We start from the raw sequence: 18632 nt of genomic DNA on the forward strand, positions 1-18632 counted from the left end.
TAGGATTTTCTCTTCACTAGCTCATTATCGCTTACAAAAAGATCGTAAACAGGTTCTAAGAACCTGTTCAAAGTCTGCTGCGCTTCGTGAGGCCTTGCACGGTGAGTGCAAGCTCAAAATGCTCATGTGTCACGCGTGCATTCCGCTTTTTCGCTCGTTTTCGCCTTGTCTCGCCCTTGTTCGCGAGACTTTGAACGGGTTCTAAGCAATTTTAACAGTATGTTTCCTTTTCCATCCGTCATATAACACAAGCTGGTAACAAGTTTATCGCCCTGTCTGCCCTGTTTGCGCGCCGTTCGCGCGCGGCGCGAGGCGGGGCGGAGCGAGGAGGCTGGGTGGCTGGGTCCCTGATGGACGAAGGTGGTGCGCTGGGTTGTATCGAGCAGGTGCTGTCCAATGTGCTGGAGGCGGTTCCGGTGGGGGTGGCGCTGATTGATGGAGAAATGCGCTATCGATTGATCAATGAGCGTCTGGCCGAGGCCAATGGCCTGCCCTGTGCCGATCATCTGGGGCGGCGCGTGGCGGAGGTGTTGCCGCTGATAGGTGAGTTTCTGGAGTCGCTGATGCGTCAAGTCATCGCCAGTGGCGAGCCGGTGATCGATTTTTGCGTCAACTCCTGGGTGGATGCCGGCGGCAGGGTGGCGCGGCGGGAATGGCAGATCAGTTATCTGCCGTATTCCGTGGCGGCGGAGGTGGTTGGGGTGGTGGCGGTGGTGCGCGATGTGGCCGGCGAGCGCTTGGCCGAGCGCTTGCGCGGCGAGGGAGAGGCTAGGTTGCGCATGGTGGTGGATTCGGCGCTGGACGGGCTGGTGATGATAGACCAGGGTGGCTGCATCTTGATGGCGAATCATCGCGCCGAAGTGATGTTCGACTACGAAGGCGTCGGCATGGAGGGCATGATGATTGCCAGTCTGGTGCCGGAGCGGTTTCGAGATGGCCATGGCCGCTTGATGAAGAGCTATATGCGTCATCCGGAGGCGCGAGAGATGGCGCGGCAGCAGGAAATCTTTGGCCAGCGTCGCGACGGCGGCGAGTTTCCAGCGGAGATCGGCCTGACTCCGGTGCGCAATGGCGAGGAAGTGCAAGTGCTGGCCACCATCACCGACATCAGCGCGCGCAAGGCGGCGCAAGCCAGCCTGGAGTTGGCCTTGAAGGAAAAGACCGCCTTGCTCAACGAGGTGCACCATCGGGTCAAGAATAATCTGCAAGTGATTTCCAGTTTGTTGAATCTGCAAACGCGTTCGGCGCCGCCGGAGGCTGTGGCGGTGCTGGTGGAGTGCCAGAACCATGTCCGCGCGATGGCGCTGATCCATCAATTGCTGTACGAGCACGGCGATTTCTCCCGCATCCATGTTGGACTTTATCTGGAGCGTCTGACCCAGCTGCTGAGCGGCAGCGCGTCCGAAAGCGGGGTGCGCGTGCGCTGCCGCGGCATGGAGGTGGCGGTATACCTTGGCATGCAACGGGCGATTCCCTGCGGTCTGCTGGTGAACGAGCTGGTGACCAATGCGCTCAAGCACGCTTTTCCCGGGCGGCGCGGCACGGTGGAGGTGGCTTTGGAGCGGGCCGAGGATGGGCGCTGCCGGATCCTGGTGTCGGACGACGGTGTCGGCATTCCGGAGTCGGTCCAGCTGGGAGAGGTCAGTTCGCTGGGTTTTCGCCTGATCCCCATCCTGGTGGGGCAATTGAAAGGGGTTGCCAGCCTGTTGCGGCCGGAGGCGGGCGGCGGCTGCGTGGAAATCGCGTTCAGCGATGAGCCGGAGAATCAGGAATGAGCATTGGCAATGGCTTGCTGATTGTCGAGGATGAGGGCGTGGTGGCGCTGGATTTGCGCACCAGCCTGGAGTCGCTGGGCTACCGGGTGCTTGGCGTGTGCGCCAATGCCGACGACGCGGTGCGCTGCGCCGAAGCGCTGCGACCGGACTTGGTGCTGATGGATATCCACCTGGACGGCGAGGTGCCGGGCACCGAGGCAGCGCGGGTGATTCGCGAGCGTTTTCAGATCCCGTCCATCTTCCTGACCGCCTATGCCGAGGAGGACATGCTGCGCAATGCGGAGAGCAGCGCGCCTTACGGTTATTTATTGAAGCCCTACCAGTTGCGTGAGTTGAACGCATCGGTGCGCATGGGGCTGGCGCGACGCAGGGCGGAGCGCGAGGAGGAGCGTCAGCGCCGCCGCTTGCGCATGGCGGTGGAGGCGGCGCGGCTGGGGGTGTGGGAGTGGAGTGGGGTGGAGGGCAGGATGGAGTGGGAGCGCGAGTTCCCGGATGCGTTTCCGTTTGCCTCCGCTGGCGGCGAGGCGCTGGGCTTGCCGGGCTTGGCCGAGGCCGAGGCGATGGAGCTGTCCCGCGAGCTGGAGGTGTGTCAGGTGTTGCAGCGCACGGTGCGAGTGGGTAGGGATGGCGTGGGGCGCTGGGTGGAGTTGTGCGGTCGCAATTTCGCCGCCAAGGGCGAGCCGGCGCGCTGGGTGGGGGTGGCGCGGGATGTGACCGAGGCGCATTTGAACGCCGCCAGTCTGCGTCAGGCCAGCGTGGTGTTTCAGGCCAGCGCGGAAGGCATTCTGGTGTTGGACCATCTGCGGCGCATCGTGTCGGCGAACGAGTCCTTCTATCGCTTGACCGGTTTGAGCGCGGAGTCCGCCCTGGGGCGCGATCCGGACGAGTGTCTGCATGTGGAGCCGCATGACGAGGGTTTCTATCGCCGCCTGGAGGGGGAGCGTCGATTCTGGCAGGGCGAGGTGTTGTGCCGGCGGCGCAATGAAACCTTCCCATGCTGGCAGCATGCGTCTGTGGTGCGCGATGCCGAGGGCAAGGTTAGTCATTATGTGCTGGCGATCTCGGATATTTCGGCGATCCGCGCGGCGGAGGCGCATATCCATTTCCTGGCGTATCACGATCAACTGACCGGCTTGGGCAATCGCCATTTTCTGCAGGTGGAATTGGAAAAGGAGATCGCCAGGGCCAAGCGGCGCAATGAATGCATTGCGTTGCTGTTCATTGATCTGGATGGCTTCAAGTCGGTGAACGACGATTGGGGTCACGAGGCCGGCGATGCCTTGCTGGTGGAAGTGGCGGAGCGCTTGCGTCAGCATGTGCGCGCCGAGGATGTGGTGGTGCGCTTGGGCGGGGATGAGTTCCTGGTGGTGGCGCCGGGTCTGGAGCGGGGCGATGCCTGTGGCGTGATGGTGCGGCGTCTGCTGGCGATGCTGGCGCGGCCCGTGGCCTTGAGCGTTGGTGTCTGCACGGTGTCGGCCAGCATAGGCGTGGCCTTTTTCCCCGATAGCGGTGGGGAGCCCGCCGACTTGCTGCATGCGGCGGATCGGGCCATGTATGAGGCCAAGCGCGCGGGCAAGAATGAATTCAGGTTGGCGGGGAACGGGGCGGCGGCATCATGAAGAGATGGCGATGAAATGAATAAAAGCCGAAATCTTTCGATTTCGGCTTTTATATTTGGTGGAGATAAGCGGGATCGAACCGCTGACCTCTTGCATGCCATGCAAGCGCTCTCCCAGCTGAGCTATACCCCCGGTATGCTGGCGTCCCCACGGGGATTCGAACCCCGGTTACCGCCGTGAAAGGGCGATGTCCTAGGCCTCTAGACGATGGGGACTGAATTTTGGTGGAGGTAAGCGGGATCGAACCGCTGACCTCTTGCATGCCATGCAAGCGCTCTCCCAACTGAGCTATACCCCCACAGATACTGCACCCTTCCGGGCTTCTCTCGGGACCCTTCGGTCTCGACAGGAAGCGAACTATACCTAGGCTTTTCCGGCCGCGCAAGGTTTTTTGAAAAATATTTTCAGAGCCCGGCGGCGGGAAGAATGCGCCTTTGGACGATTCCGAGAATATCCGGCCTGAAAACGGCGTTTTTTGATTTTTTCCTGTTTGCGGACAGCCATCCTCGCCGATGTTTCGCCCCAATCATCGCGGGGCGATGGGCGCGCGCTAGGCCAGCGCATTTTTCTTGGAAAAATAAGGATTTTCCTATTCCAAGTCATTGGGGAGTAAAGGATAAAATAATCAAAAACAGTTCAGGCCCGAGATTCGCACAAAGTTTTAGTGCATGGACGGGCGTTAATGTCTGCTGAAAAGCGACTGCAACGATGTATGGCGTAGACATGGGCTTGCAATGACAACAGCCGGCTGGAGAAGGCCGGCGGCTTGGCATGCTTAAGGAGGTGTTATGGATAAGAAGGTGCTGATCAACGAGGAACTGCTGGTTTCATGCTCGGACCAAACGCTGAAGGACGCGGCGGTTTTTCTGTTGAATACGCTGACGGATCGCATTCAGCTGCGCCAGCAAAAAGGCATAGAGGAAATCGAACGGCTGGCCACGGCTTACGGCTTGATTCTGCCCAAGCTGTACGCCAAGAACGGGGTGACGCCCAAGTATCAGAACCCGGCGATGCCGCATCAGACCTGGTCCGGCCGCGGCCGGCCGCCGGTTTGGCTGGTCGAGGCGGAAGCGCGCGGCGAGGATAGGGAAAAATTCGCCATCAAAAGGCAGAAAAAAATCAACGCCGGCTAAGCCGCGGATCACGATACGCTGCGCGTCGCGAATTGTGGCGCGGTGAGTGCGGCTTTGAATGCTCCGCCGCCGCATCTGGTCCCGCGCTGGCTCGCGAGAGCGCCAGTGCCCGCTGAGCCGTTGCATATCCCGCCGCGGGCGGGGCGACTTTGAACCGGCTCCAAGCGGCGTGGGCGGTTCTTGCTTGTGTCCTGAACTAAGCGCCTGTTCAAAGTCTCGCGAGCAAGAGCGAGACATGGCGTTGCGGCTGAGAAAGCGGAATGTACACGTGGTAGATGAGCCTTTCGAAGCGGTACTCACCGTGCCACGTCTCACGAAGCGCAGCAGACTATGAACAGGTTCTAAGGGCGGTTGGCCGGGTGCTTGGATTTCTCGCTCAGGGCAGGTCCAGCTGTTCCAAGCGTAGCCGCGCCTTGGCATCGCGCTCGGCCTGCCGCTGCTGCGTGCGCAGCGTGGTGGCGACGAAGTCCAGATGGGTTTCCACCGCCTGTTGCGCGGCGTCCGGCTGTTTGTCGCGAATGGCCTCCCAGATGGCCAAATGCTGAGCGCGTAGTTCTTCCGCCACTTCGCCCACCGCGAACAAGTCGGCGATATTGTCCTTGACGTGCCGGTGCAGCATGGCCAGCAGGCTGCCGCTCAGGTGGGCGAACAACACATTGTGCGAAGCCTCGGCCACTGCCTGGTGAAAACGCACATCGGCCTGCGCCTGCTGGGCCAGGTCGCCGCCATCGTAGGCGTTCTGCAATTGGTCCACGCAATGTTCCAGGCGCAGTAGATCGGCCGGCGTGGCGCGGGTGGCCGCGCCGCGCGCCGCCGCGCCTTCCAGCACCCGTCTGAACTCCAACAAGTCTCCGTGCAAGTCCTGATGCTGGTTCAGCAGTTTTTCCCAGGGGTCGGAAAACGCGGTTTCCAGCCGATCCGTCACCCAGGTGCCGCCGCCCTGGCGGCTGCTGAGCAGGCCGCGCGACGCCAGTTGCTGAATCGCCTCGCGCAGCGAGGGACGGGACACGCCGAATTCCTCGGCCAGCTGCCGTTCCGGCGGCAGGCGGTCTCCCGGCTTGAGCACACCGTCCAGGATGCGTTTTTCCAGTTGTTCGACGATGACGTCGGAAAGCTTGGGGATGTTCAGTTTGGGATAGGCCATGGCGCCGGGCTTGTCGCTTCGGAAAAATTGGTCAGACCAGAGTGGGTGCAGCTTACCACAGCCGGCGCTGGAATCCGCGCTGTCATATTGACGGATTCAAGCAATCACTCTAGAGTTGTTTTGATAAAAATAATTGGTCTTACCAATTTACAAAGGAAACCGGATGAAGCCTGCCAACGTTTATTTGTTCGGCACCTGCTTGCTCGACCTGTTTTTGCCTCAGGCCGGTGTCGACGCCATCGCCTTGCTGGAAGGGCTGGGCTTGCGGGTGCACTTTCCGCAGCAGCAAAGCTGTTGCGGCCAGCCGGCCTATACCAGCGGCCATCCGGCGGAAGCGCTGGCGGTGGCGCGGGTGCAGCTGGACTGTTTCGCCGAGGATTGGCCCATCGTGGTGCCGTCCGGTTCCTGCGGCGGCATGATCAAACATCACTGGCCCAAGCTGTTCGCCGGCCAGCCGGACGAGGCGCGCGCCTGCGCGGTGGCCGCGCGGGTGGTGGAGTTCAGCGATTTTCTGCTCAATCATCTGGACTGGCGGCCGCAAGATCAGGGGCCCAAGGTGAAGGTGGCTGTGCATACCTCCTGTTCCGCCCGCCGCGAAATGAATGTGCATCTGTCCTCTTGGGCCTTGCTGGAGCGGCTGGCCAATGTGGAACGGGTGGTGCACGACCATGAATCCGAGTGCTGCGGTTTCGGCGGCACTTTTTCGATCAAGCATCCTGACATCGCCGGGGCGATGGTGACGGACAAGGCCGCCGCGCTGCGGGACAGCGGCGCGGTGGAGTTCATCACCGCGGACGGCGGCTGTCTGCTCAATATCAACGGCAAGCTGGCCAAGGAGGGCGGGGCGTTTCGGGGCCGGCATCTGGCCAGCTTTCTGCTGGAGCGCGTGGGAGGCAAGGCATGAGCGCCCGCGACGCCATTCTGGCCAAGCTGCGCGCCGCGCCGCGCGAGGAGTTGCCGCGGCCGGAGCTGGACGCGCATTTCCGGCGCTTTACGCCGCCGCAGCACAGCCTGGACGCCTTGCGCGGCTGGGCGCGGGCGATGCGGGCGGTGAAGACCGAGGTGCTATGGGTGCGCGCCGACGACTGGCACACCCGGCTGGCGGTGTGGATCGCGCAGAGGCGGCCTGCTTCCTTGCTGCTGTCCGACACCGCGCACGGCCGCCGCGCCGAGACGGTGCTGCAAGGCCTGCCGACGCCGCCGGCGCTGCGTTTCTTCGACCGCGCCGTCGACGACTGGAAGGCCGAGCTGTTCGAGATCGAGGCCGCGTTCACCGCGGCGCGCTGCGGCATCGCCGCCACCGGCACCCTGGTGCTGTGGCCGGACGCGCAGGAGCCGCGAACCATGAGCCTGGTGCCGCCGCTGCACATCGTCCTGTTCGACACCGCCACGCTCTATCCGGACTTCTACAGCGCGATGCGTTGCGAAAACTGGCAGGACGGCATGCCTACCAACGCCTTGCTGATTTCCGGTCCGTCCAAGACCGCCGACATCCAGCTGACGCTGGCCTACGGCGCGCACGGCCCGCGTGAACTGCTGGTGCTGGCGCAGCTGCCCGAGCACATCGATCCGGCGCAGCTGGAGCAGGCGGAGGAGGCCCGACCATGAGCGAGCACAAGATCGAGCTTTATCCCTCGCGCCAATTCAAGCAGCAGGCGCGCGCGGCATTGGCCGACGGCGAACTGCGCCACAGCCTGCGCGGGGCGATGGACTTCCTGATGGCCAAGCGCTTGTCTGCCTTCGACGATCCGGCGGAACTGGACGCCTTGCGCGCATTGGGCGAAGCCATTCGCCAGCGTTGCCTGTCGCGGCTGCCGGACTTGCTGGAGCAGTTGGAGGCGCGGCTGAGCGCCAACGGCGTGCAAGTGCATTGGGCCGAGACCGCGGACGAGGCCAATCGCATCATCCACGGCTTGGTAGAGGCGCGTTCCGGCCGCTTGATGGTCAAGGGCAAGTCCATGGTCAGCGAGGAAATCGAACTCAACCATTATCTGGAAGCGCGCGGCGTCGCCGCGGTGGAAAGCGATATGGGCGAGTACATCGTGCAGCTGGCCGGCGAAAAGCCCACCCACATCATCATGCCGGCGATACACAAGACCAAGGCCGACATCGCGCGCTTATTCCACGACAAGCTGCCGGACACGCCCTACACCGAGGACGTGGACGAGCTGATACAGATAGGCCGCGGCGCGCTGCGCCGGCTCTATCTGGACGCCGACGTCGGCCTATCCGGCGTCAACTTCGCGGTGGCGGAAACCGGCACGCTGTGCCTGGTGGAGAACGAAGGCAACGGCCGCATGTGCACCACGGTGCCGGACCTGCACATCGCCATCACCGGCATCGAGAAAGTGGTGGAGAAGCTGGCCGACGTGCCGCCCTTGTACAGCCTGCTGACCCGCTCCGCCATCGGCCAGCCCATCACCACTTATTTCAATATGATCAGCGGCCCGCGCCGCGCCGGCGAAAAAGACGGTCCGCGTGAAGTGCATCTGGTGCTGCTGGACAACGGCCGCAGCCAGGCCTACGCCGACGCGCAATTGCGCAAGACCCTGCAATGCATACGCTGCGGCGCCTGCATGAACCATTGCCCGGTCTACGCCCGCATCGGCGGCCACGCTTACGGCACCACCTATCCGGGGCCGATAGGCGAGATCATCTCGCCGCATCTGCTGGGCCTGGAAAACACCCGCGACCTGCCCACCGCCTCCAGCCTGTGCGGCGCTTGCGGCGAGGTCTGCCCGGTGAAGATCCCCATCCCCGAGATGCTGATGCGGCTGCGCGAGGAAAGCCAGCGCCCGGCCGAGGAGGCGGTCAGCCATCCGCTGCGCGGCCAGGGCGCGGCGGCGAGCGCGGCGGAGCGGCTGGCCTGGAAGGGCTGGCGCCAGGTCAACGCTTCGCCGCGGCTATACCGCTGGTTCGGCTGGGGCGCCACCCGGCTGCGCAAGCTCGCGCTTGGCGGCCAGTTGGGCTGGACCCAGAACCACGCGCCGCTGACGCCGGCGCCCAAGACCCTGCACGAGCTGGTGCGCGAACGCGAAGCGCGCCGCGCCGCCGGGGAGCGGCCATGAGCATGAGCCCGGCGCATCAGGCTTTCCATCAGGATTTGCTGGCGGCGATGCCGGCGGCGCGCATCTACACCGATCCGCTGTCCACGCTGGCTTACGGCACCGACGCCAGCTTCTACCGGCTGCGGCCGCAAATCGTCGCCCGCGTCGACAGCGAGGCGGAAGTGGCGGCCATCCTGGCGTTGGCGCGCCGTCACCGGGTGGCGCTGACCTTCCGCGCCGCCGGCACCAGTTTGTCCGGCCAAGCGGTCAGCGATTCGGTGCTGGTCTTGCTGGGCGATGGCTTCAACCATGGCCAGGTCTTGGACGACGGCGCGCGCATCCGGCTGGGGCCGGCGATGATAGGCAGCCACGCCAACGCCTTGCTGGCGCCTTACGGCCGCAAGATCGGCCCTGACCCGGCGTCGATCAATAGCGCCAAGATCGGCGGCATCGCCGCCAACAATTCCAGCGGTATGTGCTGTGGCACCCGCGACAACAGTTATCACACGCTGGCGGCGATGCGCCTGCTGCTGCTGGACGGCGCCGCGCTGGACACCGGCGACGCCGCCAGCGTGGCGGCTTTCCGCCAGTCTCACGCCGCGCTGCTGGCCGGCTTGTCCGGCCTGGCGGCCGAACTGCGCGCCGACGCGGCGCTGGCCGAGCGGGTGCGCCGCAAATACCGGCTGAAGAACACCACCGGCTACGGCATCAACGCCTTGCTGGATTTCGACGACCCGGTGGACATGCTCAGCCATGTGCTGATCGGCTCCGAGGGCACGCTGGGCTTCATCAGCGAAATCACTTTTCACAGCGTGATCGAGCATCCGCACAAGGCCTCGGCCTTGCTGCTGTTCGACGCACTGGAACCCTGTTGCCGAGCGGTGTCGGCGCTGAGCGCGGCCGCAAACGCCCACGGCGTGGCGGCGGTGGAGCTGATAGACAGCCGCAGCCTGCGCGCCTTGCACGGCAAGCCGGGGCTGCCGGATTTCCTGGCGCGGCCGTTCGGTCCGGAGGAGGCCTGTTTGCTGATCGAGGCGCGCGCCGGTTCCGAGGCGGAACTGGCGCGCCATTGCGCGGCGATAGACCAACTGCTGGCCGGTTTCGCGCCGCGTCTGTCCAGCGGCTTCAGCCGCGAGGCCACGGTCTGCGACAGCTATTGGGCTTTGCGCAAGGGCCTGTTTCCAGCGGTGGGCGCGGTACGGCCGCTGGGCAGCACCGTGGTGATAGAGGACGTGGCGTTTCCGATTCCGCAGTTGGCCGACGGCGTGGCCAGGCTGACGGCCTTGTTCGATCGCCACGGTTATCACGAGGCCTTGTTGTTTGGCCACGCCTTGGACGGCAATCTGCATTTCGTGTTTGCGCCCAGTTTCGACAGCGAGCGCGAGGTGGCGCGTTACGACGCCTTCATGCAGGACGTCAGCGCGCTGGTGGCCGGCGAATACGACGGCTCGCTGAAGGCCGAGCACGGCACCGGCCGCAATGTCGCGCCCTTTGTGCGCCAGGAGTGGGGCGACGCCGCCTGGAACATCATGCGCCGCATCAAGGCCTTGTTCGACCCGGACGGCCTGCTCAATCCCGGCGTGATCATCACCGACAACGAGCGGCTGCACCTGGAAAACCTCAAGCCTTTGCCGGCGGCCGATCCCATCGTCGACCGCTGCATCGAATGCGGCTTTTGCGAGGTGGCTTGTCCGTCGCACGGGCTGACGCTGAGTCCGCGCCAGCGCATCGTCGCCTGGCGCCGCATCCAGCAACTGAGCCGCGACGGCGGCGCGGTGGAAGAGCTGGCCGCGCTGCGCGCCGATTTCCGCTACCGCGCCATCGACACCTGCGCCGCCACCGGCATGTGCGCGACGCGCTGTCCGGTGGGCATCAATACCGGCGATCTGATGAAGCGCTTGCAAGGACCGTCGCCGCGGCCGCGCGCCGCGCGCTTCGCCGCCCGCCATATCGGCGCCGCCGCGTCCGTCGTCCGCGCCGGCCTGGCGCTGGCGCATCTATTCGGGCCGGAGCGGCTGCACCGCATCAGCTTGCGGCTGCGTCGCCGCCACAAGGTGATTCCCTTGCTGCCCGCGCAGCTGCCGCGGCCGGCCGGCCGTCTGCCCGCCGCCGGCGGCGACGGCGAGCCGGTGGTGCTCTTCCTCAGCTGCGTCAACCGCGCGCTGGCCGCGGACGCCGACGGCGGCAACGCCGCCGCGCCCACGCTGGCCTTGCTGCGTCGCGCCGGTTTCAGCCCTCGCTATCCGTCCGGCCAGGATGGCCTGTGCTGCGGCCAGCCCTTCGCTTCGGCCAATGCTGCGGAGGCGCTGGACATCAGTCAGAACGCGCTGAACCTGGCCTTGCTGGCCGCCAGCGAAGACGGCCGCCATCCGGTTTACCTGGACAACGGGCCGTGCGCGGCGCGCATCCTGTCCGCTCAGCGCCAAGGCCGGCTGGACGCGTGCTTGCGTCTGTTCGACGCGGCCCGCTTCCTGGACGCCTTCGTCGCGCCGCGGCTGGCGGTGACGCGCAAGCTGGCGCAACTGGCGCTGCACATCCCTTGCAGCGCCGCCGAGATGGGCGCGGCGGACGCGCTCAAGCGGCTGGCCGGCCGCTGCGCCGAGCGGCTGACGACGCCGGACATCGCCTGCTGTGGTTTTGCCGGCGACAAGGGCTTCACCGTGCCGGAACTGAACGCGCACAGCTTGCGACGGCTGCCGCCGGCCTTGCCCCAGGGCTGCCGCCACGGTGTGTCGATGAGCCGCACTTGTCAGATCGGCCTGAGCGAACACGCCGGCTTTGAATACCGCAGCATCGAAGCGCTGCTGGATTTTTGCACCACCCCTAGAGCGTGTTTACGATCTAGCGAGCTAAGGCGAGACGAGGCGAAAACGGCTGAGAAAGCGGAATGTACAGATGGTACATGAGCATTTCGAAGACGTTCTCAACGCGGTATCGCCGACGCGTAGCAGATCGTAAACAGGTTCTAAAAGCGGCCCGCTATGAAGGCCGCATTGATGGCGCCGCCGCCCGGGCGGCCGGCGCCGAGTTGAAACGCCCGTAAACATCCTTCCCTGAACGCATTCCGTCCACACGGCCGCGGCTAGCTCCGCCGCCGCGCGGATGTTTGTGCGCGCAAGAAGAAGGAGAGACTGCAGAGGAGACATCATGATCTGGACCCAAAACTACTTCCCTTCCGGCGGCATGGCGCTGTCGGCGCTGATGGCGGCGCTGCCCATCATTTTCTTTTTCCTGGCGCTGGCGGTGTTCCGGCTCAAGGGCCATGTCGCCGGCAGCCTGACCGTGCTGCTGGCGCTGCTGGTGGCGATCTTGTTCTACGGCATGCCGGCGGGCATGGCGCTGGCCGCCGCCGGTTTCGGCTTCGCCTACGGTCTGTGGCCCATCGCCTGGATCATCATCGCCGCGGTGTTCCTGTACAAGATCACCGTCAAGACCGGGCAGTTCGACATCATCCGCGCCTCGGTGTTGTCGGTGACCGAGGATCAGCGCCTGCAGATGCTGCTGGTCGGCTTCTCCTTTGGCGCCTTCCTGGAGGGGGCCGCCGGCTTCGGCGCGCCGGTGGCCATCACCGCCGCGCTGCTGGTGGGCCTGGGTTTCAATCCGCTGTACGCGGCCGGCCTGTGCCTGATCGCCAATACCGCGCCGGTGGCTTTCGGCGCGATGGGCATCCCCATCATCGTCGCCGGCCAGGTCACCGGGCTGGATCCCTTCGCCATCGGCGCCAAGGCCGGACATCAGCTGCCGTTTCTGTCGGTGCTGGCGCCGTTCTGGCTGGTGATGATGATGGACGGCCTCAAGGGCGTGCGCCAGACCTGGCCGGCGGTGCTGGTGGCCGGCGGCTCCTTCGCCATTACCCAGTATTTCACTTCCAACTACATCGGACCGGAGCTGCCGGACATCACCTCGGCCTTGGTCAGCCTGGTGTGCCTGACGCTGTTCCTGAAAGTGTGGCAGCCGCGCGAGATCTTCACCTTCGCCGGCCGCCGCGCGCCCAGCCCGCGCCAGCCTTCCGGCTTCAGCCTGGGGCGGATCGCCCGCGCCTGGGGGCCGTTCCTGATCCTGACCGCGCTGGTGACGCTGTGGAGCTTGAAGCCGTTCAAGGCCTTGTTCGCCAAGGGCGGCGCGCTGGAGCACTGGGTGCTGAAGTTTCATGTGCCCCACCTGGACAATCTGGTGATCAAGACCGCGCCCATCGTGGCCGCGGACAAGCCCTACGAGGCGCTGTACAAGCTGGACCTGCTGTCCGCCGTGGGCACCGCCATTTTTGTCGCGGCCTTGCTGTCCATGTTGCTGCTGCGCTTCCGCCCGGCGCAGGCCGCCGCCGCCTTCGGCGAAACCCTGCTTGAACTGAAGCGGCCCATTCTGTCCATCGGCATGGTGCTGGCCTTCGCCTTTGTCGCCAATTATTCCGGCATGTCCAGCACGCTGGCCTTGTGCCTGGCCAACACCGGCAAGGCCTTTCCCTTCTTCTCGCCCTTCCTCGGCTGGCTGGGGGTGTTCCTGACCGGTTCCGACACCTCGTCCAATGCCTTGTTTTCGGCCTTGCAGGCGTCCACCGCGCATCAACTGGGCGTGTCGGACATCCTGCTGGTGGCGGCCAATACCACCGGCGGCGTGACCGGCAAGATGATTTCGCCGCAGTCCATCGCCGTGGCCTGCGCGGCGGTGGGGCTGGTGGGCAAGGAGGCGGATCTGTTCCGCTTCACCCTCAAGCACAGTCTGATCTTTTGCAGCCTGGTGGGGGCGATGACTTACGCGATGGCGTATTTCTGAGAACCTGTTTACGATCTGCTGCGCTGCGGCGATACGGCGTTGAAAACGACTTCGAAATGCTCATGTACCATATGTACATTCCGCTTTCTCAGCCGTTTTCGCCTTGTCTCGCTCTTGCTCGCGAGATCGTAAACAGGTTCTGAGATCGTAAACAGGTTCTGATAGTCCGGCTCAAGGCCCGGCGGCGTGGACGCGCCGGGCCGGGCTCACAGGATTTCCTGGGTTTCGCAGAAGAAGCTGATCGAGTCGAAGTTGACCTGGGTGACGTGCCGGGTCACCGGCACCATATTGATCAGGTGGCGGGTGCCGATGTCGAAGATATGGTATTCGCTGGCCAGGCTGCCGTACTCGGACGGCGACTTGGTTTTCTTGACGATGGTGACCGCGTTGGCTTCGCCGTTCCAGCCGTAACTGGTGTTGAATTGCAGCAGGCGGTTGATGTAGTCGCCGGTGGGCGAATGCAGAAAGAAATGGATGGTCTCGTTCTTCATGTCCAGGTCGATGAAGCCGCTGGTGGTGGCGATTTCGCCGCTGTGGCGCGGGAAACGCAGCTCGGAAATGCGCGCGGTGCACAGGGTGCGGCTGTCCATGATGTAGTTGTGGCCGGCATAGCCCAGGTAAAGCGTGAGCAGGAACAGGCCGAGCACGATCAGAACACGATTTTGTTTTTGCAATTGAGATCGCTCCCGTATTTTTTATCGCACAGATAGCTGGCGGTGCATTTGCCGCTCTTGATGAAAAACGCGTCGCCGCCGCTTTCCGGCAGCTTGGGCGCGTCGCGGTAGACATTGCCCACCACGAACAGGCTGCGCGCGCCATCGGGCATTTTGTGGATATTCATCTGCGGGATCAGCCAGGACAAATGCCAGCCGGCCACCAAGCCCAGCGCCGCCGCGCCGGCGCAGCAGGCGGCCAGCCCGCGGCCGATGCGGAAAACCGGCCATCGGCGCGGCCGCTGCGGCGGGCAAGGGATGGCGGGGGGCGGCTCGGCGAGCGCGGCGGCGTCCTCGGCCGGGGGCGTGTCGTTGTCGGCTGTGGCCGGGGCATCGTCCAGCGGCGTGAAGACGCCGACGAACTGGCAGCCGCGGCGTGGAATGGTCTTGACGATCTTGGGGTCCAGCCCGCTTTTTTCCAACTGCGCGCGCAGGTCGAACACCAGCTTGTGATAGCTGGAGTCGGTGACGACGGTCTTGCCCCACACCTTGTCTATCAGCTCGTTCTTCTCGAACAGGCCGGACAACAGCAGTTTCAACAACTGCGCCTCATTGTATTTCAGGATAATTTTTTCCTGATCGCCGGGCTGCAGGCTGCCCGAGTCGGGATCGAATATCACCTTGTCCTCGATATGAAATCTCATTCTTATAATCTTTCTTATTTACGCCAGGCTTAAACCTTCAAAGCCGGCGCGCCGCTGTCCCGGCGGCCGCGCCGATGGCGCTTGATTTGGCGATATTTTAAATGGCTCGCTAGATAATTTGCTCTAGATGGATTATAGGCGGCAACATTCCGCTGCCAAGCAGCGCCTTGCAAAGTGGAGTTGCGTGAATCCGAGAAGATGAGCGGAAAATGACAAGAGCGCTGGGCGCGCTCTTGATTTGATGCGGTTCATTCTCCAACAGAATGTGGCCAGGTTCAAGAGGATGGCGCTGCCGCGCGCCGACTGCGGTGGCGGACAAAATGCGGGCTTGGCGCTGGAGTTCAGGCCTGACTTGGGCTGCAGCGCTGAATGAGGTATCGGGGGGGCCTGGAAAACCGCCGTTGTCTGAGCGCAACGAGGAGGGGAAATCCGGGCTAAAGCTGGCCGGATCGGAGCTTATTTCAACGCCGTCGGAATTGTAGCAAGCCGATTACAGCGTCGGAACGAGGGCGATGAATGCCATCGGGGCAGGATTGAATCCGGCGAACGGCCGGCGGCAAAACCCATGGGGAATGAATGGGCGCCGGCCGTATTGGCTTGCCGGAGAAGAAAATCGTGCGGCGCTTTAATGCGTGGAGCGCAAATTCTGAATTTCCTGCCTGGCGGTTTCTAATTCCTGTTCTATGGCATTGATTTGCTTGTCCCGGCTTTTCAACTCGCTCAATAACTGCTCGCTCAATAACTGTGCCTGGTCCAGGCACATCAGCAAGGCGGATAGTTTTGCGGTATTGGCGATGGAGTCGAGCATGGATGCGCCGGCCTGGTTTTGGTCTTTGTTTTTATATTGCATGCGTATGATGATGTGGTGTTGTTGTTCAATACACGGATTGGAAGCGGTCTGTCGCCGTTCCAGTGCTACCGAGGCGAAATCATAGCATGCCGCTTGGATGGCAGGGGCTGTCAGCCCGGTAAATTAAGCTTTTGGACAGGGGCGATAAGGAATGGTAATGATTGCCGCGCGCCGCGACGCATGGCGGCGTATGGCTTTCCTGGCCGTTGCGGATGCTTGGATGCGGGGCAAACGATAATCATTTCTAATAAAACGCAAAGAATTGTTCTTGTTTAGATAAAGACTTTCAGTATCAATGCCGGATAGGATGGCCTTCAATTATTTTTGGAGCAAAAAGTCATGCCGGCAGCGAGCGGTTCGAGAATTTTGGAAAGCCTGGCGCGAGGGAGCGCGGTGGTTTGGTCGCGCGATTTGGAAAGTCTGGCTATTTATATTGAAAACCTGATTCGCAAAACCAGCGCAATGGGCGCGGTGGTGCCCAGCTTATATCGGGCCTTGAGAATCTGCAGCGTGGCGTTGAAAAGTAGTAGTGCCGGCGGCAAGGTGTATTTGACGCGCAAAGAGCGGCTGGATATTTATTGGGCGGTGAAGTCGGAGTCATTTTCGGTGTAGTTTGGCGTAGTGGTCGATTCTTATTGCTGAATGGAAGTCGATAAATAATGTCTTTGGTCAGTTTTGTTTGTTATCGGGTATTGAGCATTGCTCTGTTCTGGTGCGTGATGAAAACGCTGGGTATCGGTGTTTTGCTGCTGCTATTGCATTTAGGCAAGGAAGGCGCGCAGCAAGCGCTGTCGCAGCGCAGTTGATCGCAGGCGCGCGGCTTGTGGCAGCACGCCGCGCGCGGCCGACGGAGAATAAAGAGTCAGCGATTTTGGAATGGGAAATGCAAACAGGGCCGCGTTGCGATAACGCGGCCCTTTGCATGGATGATGCTCAGAGCCTGTTCAAAGTCTCGCGAGCAAGGGCGAGACAAGGCGAAAACGAGCGAAAAAGCGGAATGTACACGTGGTACATGAGCATTTTGAGCTTGTTTTCAACGCCGTATCGCCGAAGCGTAGCAGACTTTGAACAGCTTCTCAGAATACGCGCCGGCCGGCGTTCCACACTTGGCGCACCAAAGGGATGCCGTCCTGCTCGCGCGCCTGGACCAGATCGGCGCGCTGGCCGACGGCGATGGCGCCGCGATCCGCCAGCCCCACCGCCCGCGCCGGATTGACGCTGACGGTGGCGATGGCGCGGCTCAGGTTCCAGTCCGGCTGGCGGCCCAGCAAGTAGGCCGCGTGTAAGAGGCTGGCCGGCACATAGTCCGAGGACAGGATGTCCAGCAGGCCGTGGCTGGCCAGCTCCAAGGCGGCGACATTGCCGGAGTGGGAGCCGCCGCGCACGATGTTGGGCGCGCCCATCACCGTCATCAGGCCCTGTTCGCGCGCGGCGCGCGCGGCGGCCAGCGTGGTGGGGAATTCCGACATGGCCACGCCGTCGCGCACCGCTTCGTCGATATGACCGAGTTCGGTGTCGTCATGGCTGGCCAGCGCGATGCCGCGCGCGCGCGCCAGTTCCACCACCGCCTGGCGATGGCGTCCGGCGTACTGCCGCTGCTTGAGCTTGCGCTGCTCCACCGCGGCGAGGAAGGTATCGTCGTTCCAGCTGACGTTCTTCTTTGCGTAATACTTGCGGTATTGCGCCAGGTCGCGGTACTGGCGTTGGCCGGGGGTGTGGTCCATCAAGGACACCAGGCGCACCGCCGGGTGGTCGAGCAGGGGCGCGAGCGCGTCCAGCAGCGTCGGATAGGCCAGCTCGCAGCGCAGGTGGAACAGGTGTTCGGCGCGGAACACGCGCTGGCGCATTCCGGCGTCTATCGCGTCGAAGGCGCTTTGCAAGGTGTCCAGCCGCACGCTGTCGCCTTCCAGATCGCCCACCGACAGCGCGTCCAGCACCGTGGTGATGCCGGCGGCCACGCATTGCGCGTCATGGGTGACCACGGCCGGCAGTGTCGGCCACAGCACGCCGTTGCGTGGCATCAGGTGTTTTTCCAGATTATCGGTGTGCACTTCCACCAGGCCGGGCAGCAGATCGTCGCCGTCCAGGTCTTCGCTGTGCGGCGGCGGCGCGCTCAGCGCCTGGGCATGGATGGCGACGATCACACCGTTGTCGATTTCCAGCGCGCCGCGCTCGACGACGCCGTCGGCCAGGATCAGCCGGGCATTGTTCAGGATTCGTTTCATGCTTGGTGTTCCGGTTTGTTTGCCAGCGGGACTTCGAACACGCGGTCGGCGACGGCGTCGCGGGTGGGCTCGTCGTGGAAAATGCCCACCAGTGCCGCGCCGCGCGCCAGCGCTTCGCGCATCAATTCAATCACCACCGCGCGGTTGGCGGCGTCCAGCGAGGCGGTGGGCTCGTCCAGCAGCAGGATGGGCCGCGGCGCTATCATGCCGCGCGCGATATTGACCCGCTGCTGCTCGCCGCCGGAAAAAGTGGCCGGCGGCAGCCGCCACAGCCGTTCCGGGATGTTCAGCCGCGCCAGCCAGGCGCCGGCCTCGCGTCGCGCCGCATCGGCGTCCATGCCCCATTCGCACAGCGGCTCGGCGACGATGTCCAGCGCCGCCACCCGCGGGATGGCGCGCAGGAATTGGCTGACATAGCCCAGGGTGTGGCGGCGGACGTCGGCGATCTCGTGCGGCAGCGCAGCGGCCATGTCCAGCCAGGCGTCGCGGTGGCGGATGCGGATGCTGCCGCCTTGCACCAGGTAGTTGGCGTACAGCGCCTTGAGCAAGGTGCTCTTGCCGGCGCCGGAAGGACCTGCCAGCGCCACGCATTCGCCGGCGGCCACTTGCAGCGAAACATCGTCGAGCACCGGCAGCGCCAGGCTGTCCTGCTGGTGCAGGGTGAAGGTTTTGCTCAAACGGCTAGCGTCTATCAACAAGTTCATCGCGT

General features: G+C 63.6%; 16 protein-coding genes and 3 tRNA genes. 10 read left to right on the plus strand and 9 right to left on the minus strand.

Going from position 1 to position 18632, the window contains the following annotated elements:
- Positions 1–335 precede the first annotated feature (335 nt).
- Both VI26_RS21580 and VI26_RS21585 read left to right on the plus strand, forming a co-directional pair.
- The gene (locus VI26_RS21580) at positions 336–1775 is read left to right on the plus strand and encodes a sensor histidine kinase (protein WP_231581084.1); all 1440 of its coding nucleotides are present in this window, start codon (positions 336–338) and stop codon (positions 1773–1775) included.
- Positions 1772–3394 (plus strand): diguanylate cyclase domain-containing protein, encoded by a 1623-nt coding sequence (locus tag VI26_RS21585; protein WP_053074578.1) that lies wholly within the window; start codon positions 1772–1774, stop codon positions 3392–3394. Before VI26_RS21580 ends, VI26_RS21585 begins: the two co-directional genes overlap by 4 nt.
- Before the next feature lie 56 nt (positions 3395–3450).
- On the opposite strand, the gene VI26_RS21590 is transcribed toward VI26_RS21585, so the two are convergent.
- The 3 genes from VI26_RS21590 to VI26_RS21600 all read right to left on the minus strand — a co-directional run bounded on the left by VI26_RS21590 (position 3451) and on the right by VI26_RS21600 (position 3692).
- A tRNA-Ala gene (locus VI26_RS21590) sits at positions 3451–3526 on the minus strand.
- 7 nt (positions 3527–3533) lie between these two features.
- A tRNA-Glu gene (locus tag VI26_RS21595) sits at positions 3534–3609 on the minus strand.
- Between the two features lie 7 nt (positions 3610–3616).
- A tRNA-Ala gene (locus tag VI26_RS21600) sits at positions 3617–3692 on the minus strand.
- A gap of 490 nt (positions 3693–4182) precedes the next feature.
- Here VI26_RS21600 and VI26_RS21605 point away from each other — a divergent pair.
- Entirely contained in the window at positions 4183–4527 is a 345-nt protein-coding gene (locus tag VI26_RS21605) for an H-NS family nucleoid-associated regulatory protein (RefSeq protein ID WP_053074579.1), read from the plus strand.
- A 376-nt stretch (positions 4528–4903) separates the two neighbouring features.
- On the opposite strand, the gene VI26_RS21610 is transcribed toward VI26_RS21605, so the two are convergent.
- Complete coding sequence (locus VI26_RS21610) at positions 4904–5671, minus strand: FCD domain-containing protein (protein WP_048411832.1); 768 nt, start codon at positions 5669–5671, stop codon at positions 4904–4906.
- 163 nt (positions 5672–5834) lie between these two features.
- Here VI26_RS21610 and VI26_RS21615 point away from each other — a divergent pair, with 163 nt between their 5' ends.
- The 5 genes from VI26_RS21615 (at position 5835) to VI26_RS21635 (ending at position 13491) form a co-directional block, all read left to right on the plus strand.
- A complete protein-coding gene (locus VI26_RS21615; RefSeq protein WP_048411833.1) occupies positions 5835–6575 on the plus strand; it encodes a (Fe-S)-binding protein in 741 nt (246 codons plus the stop codon).
- Positions 6572–7279, plus strand: coding sequence for a lactate utilization protein (locus VI26_RS21620; RefSeq protein WP_048411834.1), 708 nt, complete (start codon positions 6572–6574; stop codon positions 7277–7279). The genes VI26_RS21615 and VI26_RS21620 overlap by 4 nt, the downstream gene beginning before the upstream one ends.
- Complete coding sequence (locus tag VI26_RS21625) at positions 7276–8739, plus strand: LutB/LldF family L-lactate oxidation iron-sulfur protein (protein WP_048411835.1); 1464 nt, start codon at positions 7276–7278, stop codon at positions 8737–8739. The genes VI26_RS21620 and VI26_RS21625 overlap by 4 nt, the downstream gene beginning before the upstream one ends.
- The gene (locus VI26_RS21630) at positions 8736–11624 is read left to right on the plus strand and encodes an FAD-binding and (Fe-S)-binding domain-containing protein (RefSeq protein ID WP_082151201.1); all 2889 of its coding nucleotides are present in this window, start codon (positions 8736–8738) and stop codon (positions 11622–11624) included. Before VI26_RS21625 ends, VI26_RS21630 begins: the two co-directional genes overlap by 4 nt.
- A gap of 238 nt (positions 11625–11862) precedes the next feature.
- Positions 11863–13491, plus strand: coding sequence for a lactate permease LctP family transporter (locus VI26_RS21635; RefSeq protein ID WP_156183998.1), 1629 nt, complete (start codon positions 11863–11865; stop codon positions 13489–13491).
- 206 nt (positions 13492–13697) lie between these two features.
- Here VI26_RS21635 and VI26_RS21640 read toward each other — a convergent pair whose 3' ends face one another.
- The 3 genes from VI26_RS21640 to VI26_RS21650 all read right to left on the minus strand — a co-directional run bounded on the left by VI26_RS21640 (position 13698) and on the right by VI26_RS21650 (position 15698).
- Positions 13698–14165 (minus strand): hypothetical protein, encoded by a 468-nt coding sequence (locus VI26_RS21640; RefSeq protein WP_156183990.1) that lies wholly within the window; start codon positions 14163–14165, stop codon positions 13698–13700.
- Positions 14141–14848, minus strand: a complete 708-nt coding sequence (locus VI26_RS23450; protein WP_053074580.1) for a winged helix-turn-helix domain-containing protein — start codon at positions 14846–14848, stop codon at positions 14141–14143. The genes VI26_RS21640 and VI26_RS23450 overlap by 25 nt, the downstream gene beginning before the upstream one ends.
- Positions 14849–15473: 625 nt before the next feature.
- Complete coding sequence (locus tag VI26_RS21650; RefSeq protein WP_048411838.1) at positions 15474–15698, minus strand: hypothetical protein; 225 nt, start codon at positions 15696–15698, stop codon at positions 15474–15476.
- 339 nt (positions 15699–16037) lie between these two features.
- On the opposite strand from VI26_RS21650, the gene VI26_RS21655 reads away from it, so the two are divergent.
- On the plus strand, positions 16038–16310 hold the full coding sequence (locus VI26_RS21655) for a hypothetical protein (protein WP_048411839.1): 273 nt from the start codon (positions 16038–16040) through the stop codon (positions 16308–16310).
- A 47-nt stretch (positions 16311–16357) separates the two neighbouring features.
- Positions 16358–16504, plus strand: a complete 147-nt coding sequence (locus VI26_RS24745; protein ID WP_156183991.1) for a hypothetical protein — start codon at positions 16358–16360, stop codon at positions 16502–16504.
- Positions 16505–16774: 270 nt separating this feature from the next.
- Here the strand turns inward: VI26_RS24745 and VI26_RS21660 are convergent, their stop codons facing one another.
- Both VI26_RS21660 and phnL read right to left on the minus strand, forming a co-directional pair.
- Positions 16775–17923 carry an alpha-D-ribose 1-methylphosphonate 5-triphosphate diphosphatase gene (locus tag VI26_RS21660; protein WP_048411840.1) on the minus strand — a complete coding sequence of 383 codons (1149 nt, stop codon included), beginning with the start codon at positions 17921–17923 and terminating at the stop codon, positions 16775–16777.
- Positions 17920–18627: a phosphonate C-P lyase system protein PhnL gene (gene phnL / locus VI26_RS21665; RefSeq protein WP_048411841.1), complete on the minus strand. Its 708-nt coding sequence runs from the start codon at positions 18625–18627 to the stop codon at positions 17920–17922. The genes VI26_RS21660 and phnL overlap by 4 nt, the downstream gene beginning before the upstream one ends.
- Between the last annotated feature and the right edge of the window lie 5 nt (positions 18628–18632).

The sequence above is a fragment of the Chromobacterium sp. LK1 genome (assembly GCF_001043555.1).
GTDB classification, from domain to species: domain Bacteria; phylum Pseudomonadota; class Gammaproteobacteria; order Burkholderiales; family Chromobacteriaceae; genus Chromobacterium; species Chromobacterium aquaticum.